20 protein-coding genes are annotated in these 17205 nt (G+C 35.4%); 16 read left to right on the top strand and 4 right to left on the bottom strand.

Going from position 1 to position 17205, the window contains the following annotated elements; all coding sequences use genetic code 11:
- From B0E34_RS02945 to B0E34_RS02910, 9 genes are all read left to right on the top strand, one after another.
- Window positions 1–534 (top strand): hypothetical protein, encoded by a 534-nt coding sequence (locus B0E34_RS02945; protein WP_087706615.1) that lies wholly within the window; start codon window positions 1–3, stop codon window positions 532–534.
- Window position 535: 1 nt separating this feature from the next.
- Window positions 536–1078 (top strand): RNA 2'-phosphotransferase, encoded by a 543-nt coding sequence (locus B0E34_RS02940; RefSeq protein WP_087706614.1) that lies wholly within the window; start codon window positions 536–538, stop codon window positions 1076–1078.
- Window positions 1075–1278: a hypothetical protein gene (locus tag B0E34_RS02935; RefSeq protein WP_087706612.1), complete on the top strand. Its 204-nt coding sequence runs from the start codon at window positions 1075–1077 to the stop codon at window positions 1276–1278. The genes B0E34_RS02940 and B0E34_RS02935 overlap by 4 nt, the downstream gene beginning before the upstream one ends.
- A complete protein-coding gene (locus tag B0E34_RS02930; RefSeq protein WP_087706610.1) occupies window positions 1275–2030 on the top strand; it encodes a metallophosphoesterase in 756 nt (251 codons plus the stop codon). Before B0E34_RS02935 ends, B0E34_RS02930 begins: the two co-directional genes overlap by 4 nt.
- Before the next feature lie 350 nt (window positions 2031–2380).
- Entirely contained in the window at window positions 2381–2575 is a 195-nt protein-coding gene (locus B0E34_RS21090) for a bacteriocin-like protein (RefSeq protein WP_123956519.1), read from the top strand.
- Window positions 2576–2825: 250 nt separating this feature from the next.
- Window positions 2826–4550 (top strand): M14 family metallopeptidase, encoded by a 1725-nt coding sequence (locus tag B0E34_RS02925; protein ID WP_087706608.1) that lies wholly within the window; start codon window positions 2826–2828, stop codon window positions 4548–4550.
- A gap of 135 nt (window positions 4551–4685) precedes the next feature.
- Window positions 4686–4967: a hypothetical protein gene (locus tag B0E34_RS02920; RefSeq protein ID WP_087706606.1), complete on the top strand. Its 282-nt coding sequence runs from the start codon at window positions 4686–4688 to the stop codon at window positions 4965–4967.
- A gap of 19 nt (window positions 4968–4986) precedes the next feature.
- Window positions 4987–5361 (top strand): hypothetical protein, encoded by a 375-nt coding sequence (locus B0E34_RS02915; RefSeq protein ID WP_087706603.1) that lies wholly within the window; start codon window positions 4987–4989, stop codon window positions 5359–5361.
- 83 nt (window positions 5362–5444) lie between these two features.
- Window positions 5445–6575 (top strand): serine hydrolase domain-containing protein, encoded by a 1131-nt coding sequence (locus B0E34_RS02910; RefSeq protein ID WP_087706601.1) that lies wholly within the window; start codon window positions 5445–5447, stop codon window positions 6573–6575.
- Window positions 6576–6621: 46 nt separating this feature from the next.
- Here B0E34_RS02910 and B0E34_RS21215 read toward each other — a convergent pair whose 3' ends face one another.
- On the bottom strand, window positions 6622–6786 hold the full coding sequence (locus tag B0E34_RS21215; RefSeq protein ID WP_157967254.1) for a hypothetical protein: 165 nt from the start codon (window positions 6784–6786) through the stop codon (window positions 6622–6624).
- 333 nt (window positions 6787–7119) lie between these two features.
- Between B0E34_RS21215 and B0E34_RS02905 the strand changes: the two genes are divergently transcribed.
- Window positions 7120–7398, top strand: coding sequence for a hypothetical protein (locus B0E34_RS02905; RefSeq protein WP_087706599.1), 279 nt, complete (start codon window positions 7120–7122; stop codon window positions 7396–7398).
- Between the two features lie 43 nt (window positions 7399–7441).
- Here the strand turns inward: B0E34_RS02905 and B0E34_RS02900 are convergent, their stop codons facing one another.
- Window positions 7442–8323 carry a cupin-like domain-containing protein gene (locus B0E34_RS02900; RefSeq protein ID WP_087706597.1) on the bottom strand — a complete coding sequence of 294 codons (882 nt, stop codon included), beginning with the start codon at window positions 8321–8323 and terminating at the stop codon, window positions 7442–7444.
- A gap of 623 nt (window positions 8324–8946) precedes the next feature.
- On the opposite strand from B0E34_RS02900, the gene B0E34_RS02895 reads away from it, so the two are divergent.
- A complete protein-coding gene (locus tag B0E34_RS02895; RefSeq protein WP_087706596.1) occupies window positions 8947–9156 on the top strand; it encodes a hypothetical protein in 210 nt (69 codons plus the stop codon).
- 54 nt (window positions 9157–9210) lie between these two features.
- Window positions 9211–9972, top strand: a complete 762-nt coding sequence (locus B0E34_RS02890; RefSeq protein ID WP_087706594.1) for a GLPGLI family protein — start codon at window positions 9211–9213, stop codon at window positions 9970–9972.
- Window positions 9973–10054: 82 nt separating this feature from the next.
- Here the strand turns inward: B0E34_RS02890 and B0E34_RS02885 are convergent, their stop codons facing one another.
- Complete coding sequence (locus B0E34_RS02885) at window positions 10055–10414, bottom strand: helix-turn-helix domain-containing protein (protein WP_087706592.1); 360 nt, start codon at window positions 10412–10414, stop codon at window positions 10055–10057.
- A 284-nt stretch (window positions 10415–10698) separates the two neighbouring features.
- On the opposite strand from B0E34_RS02885, the gene B0E34_RS02880 reads away from it, so the two are divergent.
- The 4 genes from B0E34_RS02880 (at window position 10699) to feoB (ending at window position 16865) form a co-directional block, all read left to right on the top strand.
- Window positions 10699–13410: a TonB-dependent receptor gene (locus B0E34_RS02880; RefSeq protein WP_087706590.1), complete on the top strand. Its 2712-nt coding sequence runs from the start codon at window positions 10699–10701 to the stop codon at window positions 13408–13410.
- Between the two features lie 124 nt (window positions 13411–13534).
- Complete coding sequence (locus tag B0E34_RS02875; protein ID WP_087706588.1) at window positions 13535–14446, top strand: GLPGLI family protein; 912 nt, start codon at window positions 13535–13537, stop codon at window positions 14444–14446.
- 131 nt (window positions 14447–14577) lie between these two features.
- Window positions 14578–14832, top strand: a complete 255-nt coding sequence (locus B0E34_RS02870; protein WP_076391119.1) for a FeoA family protein — start codon at window positions 14578–14580, stop codon at window positions 14830–14832.
- Window positions 14832–16865: a ferrous iron transport protein B gene (gene feoB, locus B0E34_RS02865; RefSeq protein WP_087706587.1), complete on the top strand. Its 2034-nt coding sequence runs from the start codon at window positions 14832–14834 to the stop codon at window positions 16863–16865. Before B0E34_RS02870 ends, feoB begins: the two co-directional genes overlap by 1 nt.
- Window positions 16866–16923: 58 nt before the next feature.
- Here the strand turns inward: feoB and B0E34_RS21540 are convergent.
- Window positions 16924–17205, bottom strand: a 282-nt coding sequence (locus B0E34_RS21540; protein ID WP_228423002.1) for a hypothetical protein, incomplete at its 5' end; no start/stop codon positions are given.

The following is a 17205-nucleotide window of genomic DNA, read 5'->3' as shown; positions in this document are numbered from 1 at the left end:
ATGGAAACAAATTTTAATACTATTGAGGTAACTCAAAAAATAGAAAATATATTAAATCAATTAGCAAAAAAAGATTATGTAGATAATATTGGAAATAAAAAATGGACAAAATATATTATTCAAAAACTTTCAGAATTAGGGAAAAGTTATGATTTTTTGCCGTGTCCTTGTCCAGATAATTTTAATGCAGCTTGGCTATATGATTTAACTTGGTATAAAAATAATGATGAAGGTTACCTTTCTGAGATACCATTCATTATGGAATCTGAATGGAGTTATGGATATGATGATATTAGATATGATTTTGAAAAACTATTACAATCTGATGCTAAACTAAAATTGATGATTTGCTGTCATAAAAACGGAGAAGATGATATAAGATATTTTGAAGAATATTTTCCAAAAGCTATTAAAAGCTATATTCAGCAAAGTTTAAATTGTGTATATATGATAGCGGTATTAAAAGACTTTGATGAATTTGAATTTAAATATTATTATTATAATGCAAATGGAGAAACAATAAATATGAAATAAAATGAACGAACAACATAAAAAAAGAATAAGCAAATACCTAAGCTTGGTGCTTAGACACAAACCCGAAGTTATCGGGTTGAATTTAGACGAAAACGGATGGGCAGATGTGGAAGAACTGCAGGAAAAATGTGCAAAACAAAATCGCGCTTTCACACTGGAAGAATTGGATGAGGTCGTAGAAACCAACGATAAAAAACGCTTTATTTTAAACGAGGATAAAACCAGAATCCGCGCAAATCAGGGACATTCAATTGATATTGATCTGGCGCTGAAACCACAACAGCCACCGGAATTTCTTTATCACGGAACCGCAGAAACCAATCTTGCATCCATCTTTGAAAAAGGAATTGAAAAGAGAAACAGACAGCACGTTCATCTAAGTCAGGACAAAGAAACCGCAACCAAAGTCGGAATGCGTCACGGAAAACCAGTCATTTTAACCATAGAAACAGGAAAAATGCACGAAGATGGAATCGTATTCTATCTTTCCGAAAACAAAGTCTGGCTGACTGATTTTGTGGATGCAGAATATATTTCGAAATGACAGCTCAGGAATTTGATGAAGCCGTAAAAGACTTTTCTCCGGATAAAGAGGATTTAAAAGAAAAAGTTAATGAATTATTTGGAAAAGGAGCGGGAACCGTACGTATTTTATATTTTATTGTTGAACATAAGAATTGCAGATTAGTTGAAGCAATGGAAATTGTGGAATCCTGCCCGAATTATCACAACAGATTTAAATGAAAAGAACATTAGCAATAGGCGACATTCACGGAGGATTCAAAGCATTGACACAGGTTTTGGACAGAGCCGCTGTTACAGAAAACGACAACTTGATTTTTCTTGGAGATTATGTCGATGGCTGGAGCGAATCTTCGCAGATCATTCAGTTTTTAATTGAACTTGCCGAAAAGCAGGAATGTATTTTCATTAAAGGAAATCATGATGCATGGACGGAAGACTGGCTTGCTTTCGGGAAAAGTGAAGATGTATGGCTTTTCAATGGCGGAAAAAGTACGGTAGAAAGCTATTCAGATTTCTCTTTGGAAGAAATTGAAGTTCATCTTGAGTTTTTCCAGCGGATGAAAAACTATTATGTCGACGATAAAAACCGACTGTTTATTCACGCAGGCTATTCGTCCATGCACGGTCCCGAAAAAGAAGTGTATTCCAGCAATTACCGCTGGGACAGAACATTGTGGGAAACAGCCGTTGCAATGGATAAAACCTTGGCAAAAGACTCAGAATTTTATCCGAAAAGGCTGCTTTTATACCATGAAATTTTCATCGGTCATACACCAACGCTGCATTTGGGGAGTAAACAACCCATCAACAAAGCCAATGTCTGGAATTTAGATACAGGAGCCGCATTCACCGGAGCATTAACAATCATGGATGTCGATTCCAAAGAATTCTGGCAAAGCGATTCCCTTCCGTCATTATATCCCGATGAAAAGGGCAGAAATAACGATACTGTAAAACCCAAAAACCGCTAAATATCTTCTCTAAATTGGGAAGATTTTTTTTTGATACTTAGAATCAGCGCCATCAGCAAAATCGGCAGGAGCAAAGTCATTTAGAATGTAAAATTAGCAATAGGTTTTCTAAATAAGACTTTTGGGATAAATAAATGTATGAAGACGGAATTATCTTCTCTCTTTCCCAAAATAAAGTCTTGTTGACTGATTTTTTGAGTGTTAAGCTTATTTCACAATAGTAATAATCAACTGAGAAATTAATATAATTAAAAAAAATATTTTTTATATCGAATATTTCATATATTAGTGTATTAAATACGGGGTATCCGAAAAACGTGTAGAGTAGGAAAAAACTAAACAAAATCATTATGAAAAATTTAAAGAAAATTTCTAGAGAAAAATTAAAATCTGTTAAAGGAGGAATCACACCAGAATGTGCATCTTGGTGGAGTTCAGGTCGTCCGTATTATACTACTGAAGCAGCTTGTCTTCAAGCTGCTGGTAATAATCCTGACCTAGACCCATTTTGCGTTAATAAATGCGGACGCTGGTATGCTCTTTAATTAAAAAAGATATAAAACTCCTAAAAGCATCAAATTTTTAGGGGTTTTTTGTTAAAAAATTAAAAATATAAATCTAATCAAAAACGATCTTCATCAATAATATCAATAAATAAAAATCATTTCAAACGTATTATTTTTACAAAAAGAATTGCGATAGAGTAAATCCGTTCTGAATAATAAGCTTTCCGAACAAAAGCGAACAATCAGTTTCACAAACTTTAAGTAATTTTAAAGCCCAAAATACCACTCAATGAAACTGAAATATCTTTTCCTGTTGCTTACTTCTTCATTTCTTTTTGCCCAGAATCAATTTCAGACCCCTTTTGAAAAAGGAAATGGAAATCAGACCGTAACTTATGATGAAATGAACAGCTATTATCAGAATTTAGCTAAAAATTTCAACACCATTCAGTATCTTAAAAAAGGAGAAGACGATAATGGAAAAGCAATTTATGTGGTCATTTATAACCCTTTTCCCGAAAAAGACCTTGATAAATTGAGAAAAAACAAAGCCGTTTTGTTCATCAATAACGGAATTCATCCCGGCGAACCGGACGGAATCGATGCCACCATGATGCTGATGAAAGATCTGGCAACTCAGAAAATCAAAACACCACAGAATTTCATTGTCGCAGCCATTTCAGCGTATAACGTAAGCGGAATGCTCAATCGCGGATCGTTTTCCAGAGCCAACCAGAATGGTCCGGAACAGTATGGTTTCAGAGGAAATGCCAGAAATTATGATTTGAACAGAGATTTCATTAAAGCTGATACTAAAAATGCCAGAAGTTTTCAGGAAATTTATCAGTGGCTGAAACCCGATATTTTCATTGACAATCACGTAAGTAACGGAGCAGATTATCAATATACATTTACTTATATTTCTACCTTTAAAGAACGTCTGGGAAATATTTTGGGCGAATATTTTTATAACAGCTATCAGGCGAAAAATTTAAGCGACTTAAAAAAACTGGGTTACGAAAGTACGCCTTACGTTAATATTCATGGCGATATTCCGGAAGTTGGCTTTGCTTCTTTTGAAGATTCTCCGAGATATTCTACAGGATATACTTCGCTGTTCAATTCCTTGGGAACCGTTCCTGAAACGCATATGCTGAAACCTTACGACAAAAGAGTGGATGCAACGTACAAATATATGTTGGTGAACCTTCAGAATTTAGATCAGGATTATCAGAAAATAAAACAACTCAGAATTGAAAATTTAAAACAGTACCAAGCCGGAAAACAGTACGGAATCCGCTGGAAAATAGATTCTGCAAAATATACAACGATGGATTTCAAAGGTTTTGAGGGAAAATACAAACCCAGTGAAATTTCCGGAAAACCGAGACTTTATTACGACAGAAGCAAACCCTTCACGAAAAACATCAGGCTGTTTACAACCGCAGTTCCTACAGGTTATATCACCATTCCGAAATATTATATCATTCCACAGTCGCAATACCGTGTTATTGAGGAATTTAAAAGAAATAAAATTCAGATGAAGCCGATTCAGAAAGACAGTACGATTGCGGTGGAGTCTTACAGAATCAATGATTTTAAAACCGTGAAAAATCCATATGAAGGTCATTATCTCCATTTTGAAACAACCGTAGATAAAGCGAATAAAAAGATAACTTTTTCAGCAGGGGATTACATGGTTCCGACCGATCAGGAAGGGGTAAAATACATCATTGAAACCCTTGAACCGGAAGCACTGGATTCCTTTTTCAACTGGAATTTCTTCGACGGGATTTTAGCCCAGAAAGAATACTATTCTGCTTACATTTTCGAAGATACCGCCGCAGAATTACTGAAAAAAGATAAAGATTTAAAACAGAAATTCGAAGCTAAAAAAGCAGCCGACAAAAAATTTGCCGACGACGGAACTGCCCAGCTCGACTGGATCTACAGAAATTCTCCTTACTTCGAAGAAAAAAAATTCAGACAATATCCGATTTACAGAATCTTATAAGCTTTTGAATTTAATTTGTTGATAATCAGTATTTAATTTCCGTATTTTTCACATACGGAACTGTTGTTTTTACTGATAGAATTTAATTTTTATCAGACGAAATTTGCTTTACTAAAACCAATAAAACCAACACTTATGGCAACTAAAAAGCAATTTTTCGTTTCACTGGAAGGCGTAGACCTTACCGACGAACAGCTAAAAAACATCGACAGAGGAATTCAGAATGTAGTGCTTTCCGAACTGTCCAAAGTAGACAACACTCAGGCTTTCGGAGCACACAGAAATTTCAGAGAACTTACTAAACCCTTAAAGGTGAAAGACTGGTTTCCTTGGGGAATCATTATTTTCAAGCCGGGAATCGATCTTACCAAGCAGGTTACAGAAATCCATAATCAGATAAAAGCTTATGGAGGCTAGTTTTAACTCTTCAAAAAAGATGTGTCCCAGCTACGTTGGAAAAGTTGGGGCGCAGCTTTTCGGAGTCGTCAATAAAGACGGAAAAGTACAGTTTATAACCCCTCTTACCGTCACAGAAGATTTTATTGAACAGAATGAAAACCTTGAGCAGCGATTCCGTTTCACCGGAAAATGTGTAGAAAAAGGATGCGGACAATGGAATCATGAGGAATCAAGATGTTCTTTATCCAAAAAAGTTCAGGATCTGAATTTTCCAAAAAATACTGAACTTAGCTTTTGCCCGATCCGTTCGCAGTGCAGATGGTTTTCTCAGGACGGCAAAGAAGCCTGTTTTTCCTGCAATGAAGTCACCCGAAATATGGAAGAATTGCTTGTTAACAGTTCAGCACAATAAAATCCAACGATAAAATTGGCGGCATATACTTTGAATGGTTGATAATTAAGATTTTATCTGAACATCAATTTTTCAAACTTACTATGAGGAAACTTCTAACCGCAGGTATCGCAGGAATTTCAGCATTTGTTGCTGTGGTTCTCCTTTCGGGATACGGATATATTTTTAAAGCTTTAGCGATCAACTTAAAAAAAGGACCTTTTACTCCTTCAATAGACGATGAGGAAAAATTTCCTTCCCGGGTTATTCACAACAGACATCCGAAACGCTGGAAAAAAGACAGGAATTACAATAAAAAAGAATTGTCGGAACGGGTTCTGGAAGAGCTAAAAAAGACAAGAGCATCTTCTCTTCTGGTAATTCACGACGGAAAACTCCTGCACGAAGAATACTGGAAAGATCATGATGCTTCTTCTTTAATGAATTCCTTTTCAATGGCGAAAGGCGTTCTTTCAATCTTAACGGGTTGCGCGATTGATGACGGATATATTGAATCTGAAAACCAGTTGATTTCCACCGTTTTTCCACAATACCAAAACAGCCGTTTCGGAAAACATCTCACTTTTAAACATTTAATGACGATGCAGGCGGGATTGGATTGGGAAGAAGAATACCATCATCCTTTTGCAGAGAATTCCAGACAGTATTTTGTAGACGATCTTGCGGAACAGGCTTTCGGAATTGGGTTCAAGGAAATGCCGGGCGAAAAGTATGAATATCAAAGTGTTGCTGCGCAATTATTAGGACTTGCCTTAAGAGAAGCAACGGGAAAAGATCTTGCAGTTTATCTTTCAGAAAAAATATGGCAGCCTTTAGGTATGGAATTACCTGCAAAATGGAGCATCGACGAAAAAGGCGTTGAAAAAGCGTTCTGCTGTATCCATGCAATACCAAGAGATTTCGCAAAAATCGGACAGCTTATCATGCAGAAAGGAGAGTGGGAAGGAAAACAGCTCATCAGTAAAGAATATTGTGAAAAACTTTTATCGCCCACAAAAGAGAACGATGCATTTTGCTACACTATTTGGGCAGATGACGAAAGTGATCATCAATACAGATTTTTTTACGGCTTTTTAGGGCAGTTCATTATCATGGTTCCCGAAAAAAATATGGTGATCGTGAAAACCGGTTTTTACAACAGACTGGATGTTGATAAAAAGAAAAGACCGCTTCAGGTAAAGCTTTTGGCAGAAGAACTTACTAAACTGGTATAAAAAATAAGCTGCAGAATTTCTGCAGCTTATTTTTTTGATAGTAAACTTAGAATGAATCTCTGTAATTTAGATTCCCTGTTGCTCCCTGCGGAAGAAAAACAACTTTTCTTTTAATGCTTTTTGCTTTTTCCAGAGCTTTAAGAGCCTTTTGACGTTCAACTTCCCTGTTGAAGTGAGAGTTGATGTTCTCAGATTGTGCAGTTGCTTTCATATATGTATATTTTTGGTGTGTTACAGTGAGCTAATCTAAAAATATGCCGGTTTTAGGGTAAATCTTCTAATGAGGTATCAAAAACAAAAAAAATATTTTTTTTCAGTTATTTCTTATTCTTGGCATAGTAGTTGAATACCTAATTGCAACTATTAAAAAATTAACAAATAAGGGATCTTAAATATTTCCCGGAGCAATTCGGGAATATTTTTTATCACTAATTACAGGAAAAACACCAATCACTATAAATATTAATACTTTTGACTAAATCCCTGGTTATTCCGGGGATTTTTTCATGTGGTTTTATTTGATACCTTTACAGAAAAATAGTTCATGGCTTATATAATTAAAACAACATCAGACGGTTTGATTTATGTTAAAGCGTCGAGCGTTATCCATGTTAAAAAGCCCAATGCACTGGAAGGAGCAAAGGTTATGGGGCAGCCATTGGTAATTAATGTAAACCATATTGGCTTTTTGAGCTACAATATTGAAGGTCACGTTACCTTTTTTATGGCAAGCGGGTTTGAGATCTCAATGAAGATATTTTACGAAGAAGCAGAAGAAGCTTTTAACTGTGCAAAAGGAAATATTGAGAAAATAATCAGGTAATTTTAATCAATAAAAAAGACGTTTCAGCCGAAACGTCTTTTTTTTATCTTGGTAAGCCTCTTTTCAAAGCAATTTCTGCTCTTTTTACAGCCACTTTTTCTTTCCAGTCCATGTATTTTTTCTTGAAGTTCTTCTTCATGATGTCATCAAATTTACGCTGCACCGTAAGATTCCATAAAGAATGTGCCTTCACCGCCCAGGATTTGTCCCAAGCTCTCAGGGAAATAGAAAAACTTCCGTCCAGATATTTCATCCAGTGCCACCATCCGGTTGGCATAAACAAAGTGTCTCCGTGTTCAAGATAACATTCAATACCTTCTACACCGTCTAAGGCAGGGAATTTTGTAAAATCAGGATTTTCAATATCATAATCTTCCAGCGCATACGTTGCATAAGGAATCTGGTAAAGTCTCTCTTTCCATTTATAATCGAAAAGAAGAATATGCTTTCTTCCGTTGAAGTGCGTGTGGAAAATATGCGCCATATCAATATCGAAATGCAGGAACGTTACAGAACCTTTACCTCCGAAAAACATATTGGGATATTTGTCCAGAAATCCTCCCATTAATTCTTTAGGAGAAATATAATCTTCAAGAAGTTTCGGGGCAAATTTTATCGGGTCAAAAAGGAAAATTCTAAGATCGGTAGGTTCTCTCTGGATAAGATCTATATAATCTCCGAATTTCATTTTGGCTGCAGAAGCATTAATGGGAGCTGCAGGATCTGCTTTCGAACTGTCGTACAACGGAACTTCCACATCGCCTACTACTTCTTTCATGTATTCCATAGTCCATTTCTGGTACGCTGGCCATTTTCTTGCCATGTTCTTAATGACAACAGGTTTTCTCGGCTTCAGATACTTTTCAATGAATTCTTCCTGAGTAATATCATCTACAATATCTATAGGCTTTAAATTGATTCCCATCTTCTTAAAAATTTAATGTTACAAAATTATTAAATAAAAATATATGTTAACAGATTTAAGCTTTTTTTAATCTATGATTCAAATCATTTTTAACTATTTAGACTAAATAAAAAACTGAAAAATAATCTTAAAGGCAAAAAAAAACACCCTGCAAAAAAGAATTGCAGGGTAAAAACACAATTTGATGAATAAAAATTCATTTCTTCCCGCTAAAATAAAAAAATATTTATAACTGATTTTTATCTGTAAGTGAATATTATAAGCTAAAAGTATAGAATTTTTTCTATACCATTCTATAAAATACTGTTGATGGTATTTAAATATAAAACACAAAATAAATTTTGATGAATTTTATTAATTTTCAAATAAAAAATATTTTTTTTCCTACCCAATAAATACGGCGTAATTTGCTGATTTTCTTATGCAATAACTTTACAGGATTATTCATAATTTTATGATATGACACAATGAGAAATTCGCGAAACATTTTTCGGTGCCCTACCGTAAGATGTATTTCTTTAAAGTCATCATGATGCATCATCCGAACTGTACATTTATTCTAGGCAAAATTGTATAGTTAGGGAAAAATTAATTATTAACGATTCTAAAAGAAAACAAATTTTATGAAAAAGAAAATTTTATTCAGCGCCATGATGGGTATTTCAGTGATGGCGTTTGCGAAAACACTTCAGGCTGTTTGGACTTCAACTTGTGGAGTTAAACATTATACAACATTTACAGGTAACTGGAGTAATAGTGATATGCAAAGTTATATTGCCTCAATAAATGAAATAGAGTGTGGAGTAAGACCAAATGTAGTTCTTAATCCTTAAATTAATTTGGATGGGCAGAAGTAATTCTGCCTGTCTTTAATATCAAATATTGCTATGGAAAAATTTTTTTTAATTATTACGTTATCAATTTCTGCCATAATATTTTCTCAAAAGATATCATTTAATCCAACCATAAAAGTAACATATGATTCTAAGCTTCAATTGGGAGAAAAATATTATCACAACCAGCGGTTTGTTTTAGTAGGAAATTCGCAGGATTATTATTTTGGAGCTGCACAAAATTATTTGAATGATACTGGTCAATATGAGGCTAAAGGAGCAATCGATACGAGAATAATAAGTGATTATTTTCAAGAAAGAATAATTAAAATAAATAGTAAAACTACTGTTTATACCATAGCGATGAGCTCAAAGATACGTTATGAAGAGCCAGAAACAATCCAATGGGTTTTATATAGTGAAACAAAAATTATAAACGGTGTAAAATGCCAAATGGCAGCTACAAACAAGTTTGGAAGAAGATGGATTGCTTATTTTTCGAAAGATTATCCTCAATCTTTGGGACCCTATAAATTTACAGGCTTACCGGGTTTAGTTTTTGAGTTGTATGATACGAGAGATGATTATCATTTTACAGCAACCAAAGTTGAAAAAAACTCTAAAGAATTTACCTTCAATCTTTCGGCATTTAAATTAATGAGCAAAAAGAATTATTTACAGGCAAAATATAATATGGAATTTACACTCATGGGATTTCCTCAAATGGATGAACAAATGAGAAAAGAATCACAGGCAATGTTTGATAAGAAAAAAGTAATGTATAACAATCCTCTGGAATTAAAACCTTTTGAATAATACTTTACTTCCCTGCGAAATAATAAAACAAAAGAGTCTTAAAACTAAGGCTCAAAACACAAATGTTAGATAAAAAAACGACTTATTTTTTCAGACTTTTGATCAGTTCTTCAAGCTGAGAACTGATTACTTTTGCTGCTTCAGAATCTGTAATATTGATAATGATTCCCTGCTGAAAATCTTTTTGACCAATCGAATTATCGTGCATTTCAAAATTGTCCTGTGAATTTGAAACTGTTGATTTTTGACCATCTTCAAAAAGGTCTTGAATTTTCACCTGAAAAATTTCGGCAAGTTTCGGAATATATTGAGACTTAATATCAGTTGCTTCATTCTCCCAGTTGGTATATGTGTTTCTGTCTAATCCCAACATATCGGCAATTTCCTGTTGAGAAAATTTGGTTTTGCTTCTCAGCCTTTTAAGATTAGTTCCTACTCCCATAGATGAAATTGTTTTTTACAAATGTATACAATTAGCCAAAGAATTAATAATAAAACACTTCAAAAATTCAGTCTTTTCATGAAATATGGCTTAATAACAAAATCAAAAGAAAATTTTTCATTCGGGAAAAATTTTTCCTTTAAAAAATAAAGTTCAACACATCAAAAAAATATCACTATGTTTGTAGTGATAAAAAAGAGGTTTAACTTTTGGGCTTAAATACAATCTTTATACTCGTGTAACAAAACGCTTTAACCATTAACTAATTAAGCAAATAATAAATTATGAAAAAGAGAATATCTTTATTCCTGATGATTTTTTTCTCTGTGATCGCTTTTGCACAGAAAACGGTTTCGGGGAAGATCACGGATGAAGACGGGGTTGGAATCCCAAGTGCAAGTGTAACGGTGGAAGAGCCGGGAAAAGATGCCATTCTTGCCTATGGAATTACCAACTCGAAAGGAGAATACAAAGTCACCTTCACTTCAGGAGAATCCAATGTAGACCTTAAAGTAAAGGCTTTTAACCAGAGACCTTTAACGAAGCAGATAAGCAACAGCGATCAGACGCTCAACTTCAAAATGGATTCTGAGGCTACGGAAATTAAGGAAGTGAAACTTAAAACAAAAATGGTTACGGCAAGAGGAGACACCATTTCCTACGATCTTAAAGCATTCGACAGCAAGAGCGACAGAACATTAGCCGATGTTTTGAAAAAAATGCCGGGAATTGAAGTTAATACAGATGGAACGATTCTTTATCAGGGAAATGCGATCAATAAATTCTACGTCAACGGAAAAGACTTAATGGAAGGAGGATATGGAACCATAAACAACTCACTTCCGAAAGATGCGGTACAGAAAGTTGAGGTTCTTGAAAATCACCAACCCGTAAAAATCTTACAGGATAAAGTGCCTTCCGATCAGGCAGCCATCAACATCAAACTGAAAAATTCGGTGACCATGACGGGAAGAGGAGAAGTAGGAGTAGGAGGAAGTCCGCTTTTATGGAATGTAAAACTTACGCCGATGTTCTTCGGGCAGAAAAGTCAGTGGGTGGTTAATTACAAATCGAATAACACAGGAGAACAGGTAGAAAACGAAGGAAATATTCTGTCTTTCGGAAACAGATTTGAAGGAAGAAGAATCAACGCAACCCAAAACGACTGGCTGAATGTAGAAAATGCAAGTACCCCGAATCTTCCGGTAAAAAGATATCTCATGAACAGTGTTCACTACGTATCTGCAAATTACCTGACCAATATCGACAAGAAAAAAGAATGGGAACTCAAAGCCAACGCCAATTATACAAATAATGCAGTGGAAAGAGAGTCTTATAATGAGCAGGAATTATTTGCAACGCCTAACAGACAGGCATCTACTATATTGCAGAATATCCGCAATAATTTCTATACAGACAAAGCAAAAGGAGAATTAATTTTTACCAAAAATGCAAAAAAGGGATTCTTTAAAAATACCACAAGTTTTTCTCAGTACTGGAACGCCGACAGAGGAATTGTTGACAGAACTGTAAAAGGTTCTGCAAGCAGTTATACGGCACATGGAGATGAAGCGGTGGAATCGCCTACAACCTCTTTCCAAAACTCATTGAGTACTATTGTTCCCTGGAAAGAAAAAATGGTAAATGTATTATCGTACATCAGTTATCAGACAGACAGACAGACTTTGGATGTTTCACCGGCTTCCTATCTCGCAATTCCTGGCTTTCTTACTACTTCTACAGATTTTGTGAGACAGAATTTAAGACTTAAAACTTTTGAGGCGAATCATTCTGCCAATATTGGTTTTTCTACAAAAGGATGGACATTTACTCCGGAAGTTGGATTCAATTTTAAATCGACCGATTTAGTTTCTGGTTTGTCAAATATTATAACCAATCCTTTTACCAGTCCAGATCCTACACCTGCTTCTAAATACAGTAATGACTTAAGTTATACCACTGCAACACCTTATGGAAGTTTAGGGGTGAATTATAAAAGTGATTCGTGGATGTTGTATGCTAATTTCCCGGTGAACTCGAATAATATTAAAGCAGATGATCCGATAAGACTGGTTTCCAAAGAAGTAAATAAAGTGACATTTGAGCCAAGTATTTTTGCGCAATATACCTTTGCTTCTTTCTGGAAAGCTTCCGTAAATGCTAATGTGAATAATAATTTTGGAGAAATAAACACAGCCTATTCAGGGTTTTTAATGACTTCTCCGGCGGGAATCAGTGCGATGGATATTAATAATCCGATTCCTCAGAATAATAATAAATCTGCCGGAACGAGAATAGAATACAGAAATCCGTTAAATAATTTATTCTTTAACATCAACTACAGATTTTCTGATGCAAAGAGAAACTTAATTTCCAATCCTACAATCAACGAAGCAGGATATACTATCATGCAGTATAAAGAGCAGGACAACCATGTTTTAAATAATGGATATAACCTGGAAGTGGGAAAATATTTTCCGAAGTTTAAAACGAATGCTTCCGTCAGCTACAGCAATAATACAGCAAAATCTGATGCTTTTCTGGATAATGCTTCCTACACGAACAAGAATAACAGTCAGTCATTTGGCGTAAAGTTCAACAACACTTATTTTAGCTGGATGAGCATTGATTATAATGCAAGTTTCTCAAGAACAAAGCAGACAAGTACTGGAAGAGTAGTTTCTGATGCTGCAAGAAAAGGATTTACCCATAACTTAGGACTTTTCTTCTATCCGATAGAAAACCATACCATCGGCTTCAACTGGGATCAGGTGAACACCAATGCGGTAGATCAGAAATACCACAACGGATTCTACGATCTTTCTTATCAGTTCACATGGGCTAAAAAGAAAATTGATTTTGAATTAAAATGGATGAATATCGCGAATAAAAGAGTATTTGAAACCTATGAAATTAATGCAACAAATACCAATTACACAAGAATTCAGCTCCGTCCGAGTCAGGTCATGTTTACTGTAAAGTTTAACTTTAAATAAAATCAAAACCAGTCTTCAAAGGCTGGTTTTTTTATTTGATAAAAGAATAATCAAAAACAAATTAAAAAAAATCTGTAACAAAAATCCTAAACTGATAACTAATTGTATAAACATTCTATTTAAAATGAAAAAGCTATTTTCAATATTTCTGGTTGCATTTTTTGCTTTCTTAAGTGCACAGGATAAAGATTCTAAAGAAACTGCTAACCGTTTTTTTTATGAACTTACTTTCAAGCCGAAAAGCGATTCTGCAAAACTGGAAAAAGTAATGACGGTTTTAGACATCGTGAAAGACAGATCCGTTTACAGAGATTACACCATGCTTGCGCAGGATTCTATCATGAAAGTTCAGATTGAAGCAATGCAGAAATCGGGAGTATTTAAAGATATGTCGAAATCTATCAGGATGCCGAAATTCTCAGAAAAAGTGGTTAAAACATATCCTGATATGAAAATCCAGTACATCGAAAGAATAGCAAGCGGATTTTCACCAATGGGAATTGCCTACACAGAAACTCCGAAATTCGACTGGAAAATTTCTAACGAAAAAGAAAAAATAGGAGCTTACAATGCTCAGAAAGCTACGGCTGAATTCGGAGGAAGAAAATGGACAGCATGGTTTACCACAGAACTGCCTTTTCAGGATGGTCCGTATAAGTTTTCAGGACTTCCGGGCTTGATCGTTAAAATAGAAGACGATGCAAAAAACTATTCTTGGGTGCTTCAGGGAAACAGAAAGGTACAGAACTGGGAAGAACTTTCTTATGCAGAAAAAATTTCCAACATGAGCTTAAAAGTAACAGAAATGCCGCGGGAAAAATTCGAGAAAACGTTTAACGAGTTCAAGAAAGATCCTTTCGCTACGGCAAGACCGATGATGACGCAGGAGATTATGTCTAAAACAATTCCGGGAATGGACGGAACAATAGGGGATATGATGAAAAAGCAGGAGAAAATGTATAAAGATTTCTTCAACGCAAACAACAACCCGATCGAACTTACCCAGTCTGCTTCTACAGACAAAAAGAAAAAGTAACATTCATATTTACTAAATTATATTTGAATCAACCCAAATGCGTGAAAGCATTTGGGTTGATTTTTTTCATGATATACGTTATTTAGATTAAATTTAAATAGCGTATATTTGCACTTACAAAAATATCGGCTTTGAAACATAAGGATTTACATAAGTTGAGCGGATTTCCCAAAAACAGACTGGGGAAAATAGTAGGATATGATAACGACAGCCTGAAAATGCCCAACAAGATCATCGAAATGGGGCTTCTTCCGGAAACTTTCTTCAGGATTTTGTATCAGGCGCCGTTCAGTGGTCCGATGTATGTGGAATTTGGTGATGAAAAAAGCCGTATTGCTCTTCGTGAAGAAGAAGGAGATTATATCATCGTTGAAGAATTGAATTAATGCAGAGCGCTCACAAAAAACAGATCCTTTTAGTCGGGAATCCAAACGTCGGAAAATCTACGGTTTTCAATGCCTTAAGCAATAAAAAGCAAAAGACCGGAAATTACGCGGGAGTTACCGTAGCAAGCCATTCCGGAACATACAGTTATAAGAACGAAGAAGTTGAAATTATCGATCTGCCGGGTTCTTACAGTATTTATCCAAGCTCGGAAGATGAGGCTATTTTTTCTAAATTTCTTATTGATGAACAGCAAAATTATGCCGGAGTTATCTATATTCTCGAAGCATTAAGCTTAAAAAGGGGACTTCTTTTGTTTCAGCAGATTCAGGATTTGGGAATTCCGATGATTCTGGTGGTTAATCAGATTGATCAGGCAGAAAGAAGAGGAATTACCATCAATATTGAAAAATTATCTGAGTCTTTAGGGATAAAAGTTTTTGAGACCAATGCTAAAGAACAGATCGGGATTGAAGAAGTAAAAGAAGCCATTCATCTTAATCAATTTGTAACAACCGAGAAAATTTCTTTTGAAACTCCTTCCGAACACAAAGATTTCATCAGAAAATTATCCCTTCATAAAGGATTTGAAAACGAATATAAAGCATGGATGAGCCTTTCTCTGGGAACAGATCTGGAGAAGCTGGAATCTATTGTAGGACTCATCAACGAGCCGGACTCCAAAAGTCTGGTTCCAAAAAGACTGCAGGTGCAGGAAACGGTAAGAAGATATCAGCATGCAGATAAAATTCTGTCTGATGTTATTTCTAAAAAACCGCAGTTCAAAGAACTTTTAACAGAAAAATTAGATAAAATATTGGTTCATAAATTCTGGGGATACGTCGTTTTCCTTTTGATTTTATTAATCATTTTCCAGAGTGTATTTTTCTTAGCCGAATATCCGATGAACTGGATCGACAGTTTCTTCTCCTGGTTAGCAGCTTTCACTTCAGAACATTTACCTGAAGGACCACTTAATTCATTGATTTCAAACGGAATTATCCCGGGAATCGGCGGAATTGTAGTGTTTGCACCACAGATCGGAATTTTACTGTACTTCCTTTATCTTTTGGAAGATTCGGGATATATGGCGAGAGTCGTTTTCCTGATGGACCGTATTTTAAGACCTTTCGGACTGAACGGTAAAAGTATTGTTCCCTTGGTTTCCGGAACAGCGTGTGCAATTCCGGCAGTTATCTCAACAAGAAATATCGAAAATTTAAAAGAAAGGCTGCTTACCATTTTAGTAACACCTTTTATGACGTGTTCTGCGAGACTTCCGGTGTACAGCATCATCATCGGGCTTATTATTTCAGACGGAACGTTTTTAGGAATAAAATACAAAGCTTTGGTTTTAATGGGAATGTATTTACTTGGATTTTTAGTCGCATTATTTTCCGCAGCTATTCTCAAAAGATTTATTAAAAATAAAGGAAAAACCTATCTTGTGATGGATTTACCGACCTATAAAAAACCGCTCTTTGCCTACGATTTTAAAATGGTTTTAGGCAAAGTATGGGAATTCATTACCGGAGCCGGAAAGATTATCTTCATTGTAAGCATCATCATCTGGTTTTTAAGCTATTTCGGTCCAAAACAGAAGCCGGATCAGTTTGTGGCAACCAATGTGGAATTGGATCATTCTTACCTTGCCAAAATGGGAAAAGGAATTGAGCCGGTAATTGCTCCTTTAGGCTACGACTGGAAAATGGGCGTCGGAATTCTGACAAGTTTCGTGGCAAGAGAAGTGTTTGTAGGAACTATGTCTACCTTGTACAGTCTTGAAGATGATGCTCCTGAAGTAAAAGTAATAGATAAAATGAGACGCGATGTAAAACCGAACGGCGAAAAAGTATTCAGCTTTGCAACCGGAGTTTCCGTCCTCTTATTTTACGCATTTGCAATGCAGTGTGTTTCTACACTTGCAGTAGTCTACAGAGAAACCAAAAGCTGGAAATGGACCGGCTTACAGGTGGCAATGATGACCGGTTTGGCATATTTTGTGTCGATGATAGCCTATCAGATTTTAAAATAATGGATACTTCCTTACTTTTACAATATATCATTGTCTTACTTATCGTTGCATTCGCGTGCTACTCTTTATTCAGAATATTGAAAAAGAATTTTGCACCGAAAAAGTTCAGTTCCAAAAGAAACGGATGCGATAAAGATTGCGGGTGTTCGTAGATCTTGAATAAATTTTTCAAGAGTTGTTTCCCGCTTTTCGCACTCGCTATTTTAGAGTTTCGGGGGGGGGGCCCCCCCCCCCCCCCCCCCAAAAAAAAAAAACACACACGGGCCAAGGGGGGGGGGTTTTTTTTAAAAAAAAAAAAATTTTTTTTGTTTGGGGGGGGAAAATAAAGCGCAAAAAAAAA

Origin of the sequence: Chryseobacterium mucoviscidosis (assembly GCF_002177115.1) — a bacterium.
GTDB lineage: Bacteria > Bacteroidota > Bacteroidia > Flavobacteriales > Weeksellaceae > Chryseobacterium > Chryseobacterium mucoviscidosis.
Note: the sequence above shows the minus strand (reverse complement) of the source record. Positions and strands in the feature narration are given on the sequence as shown.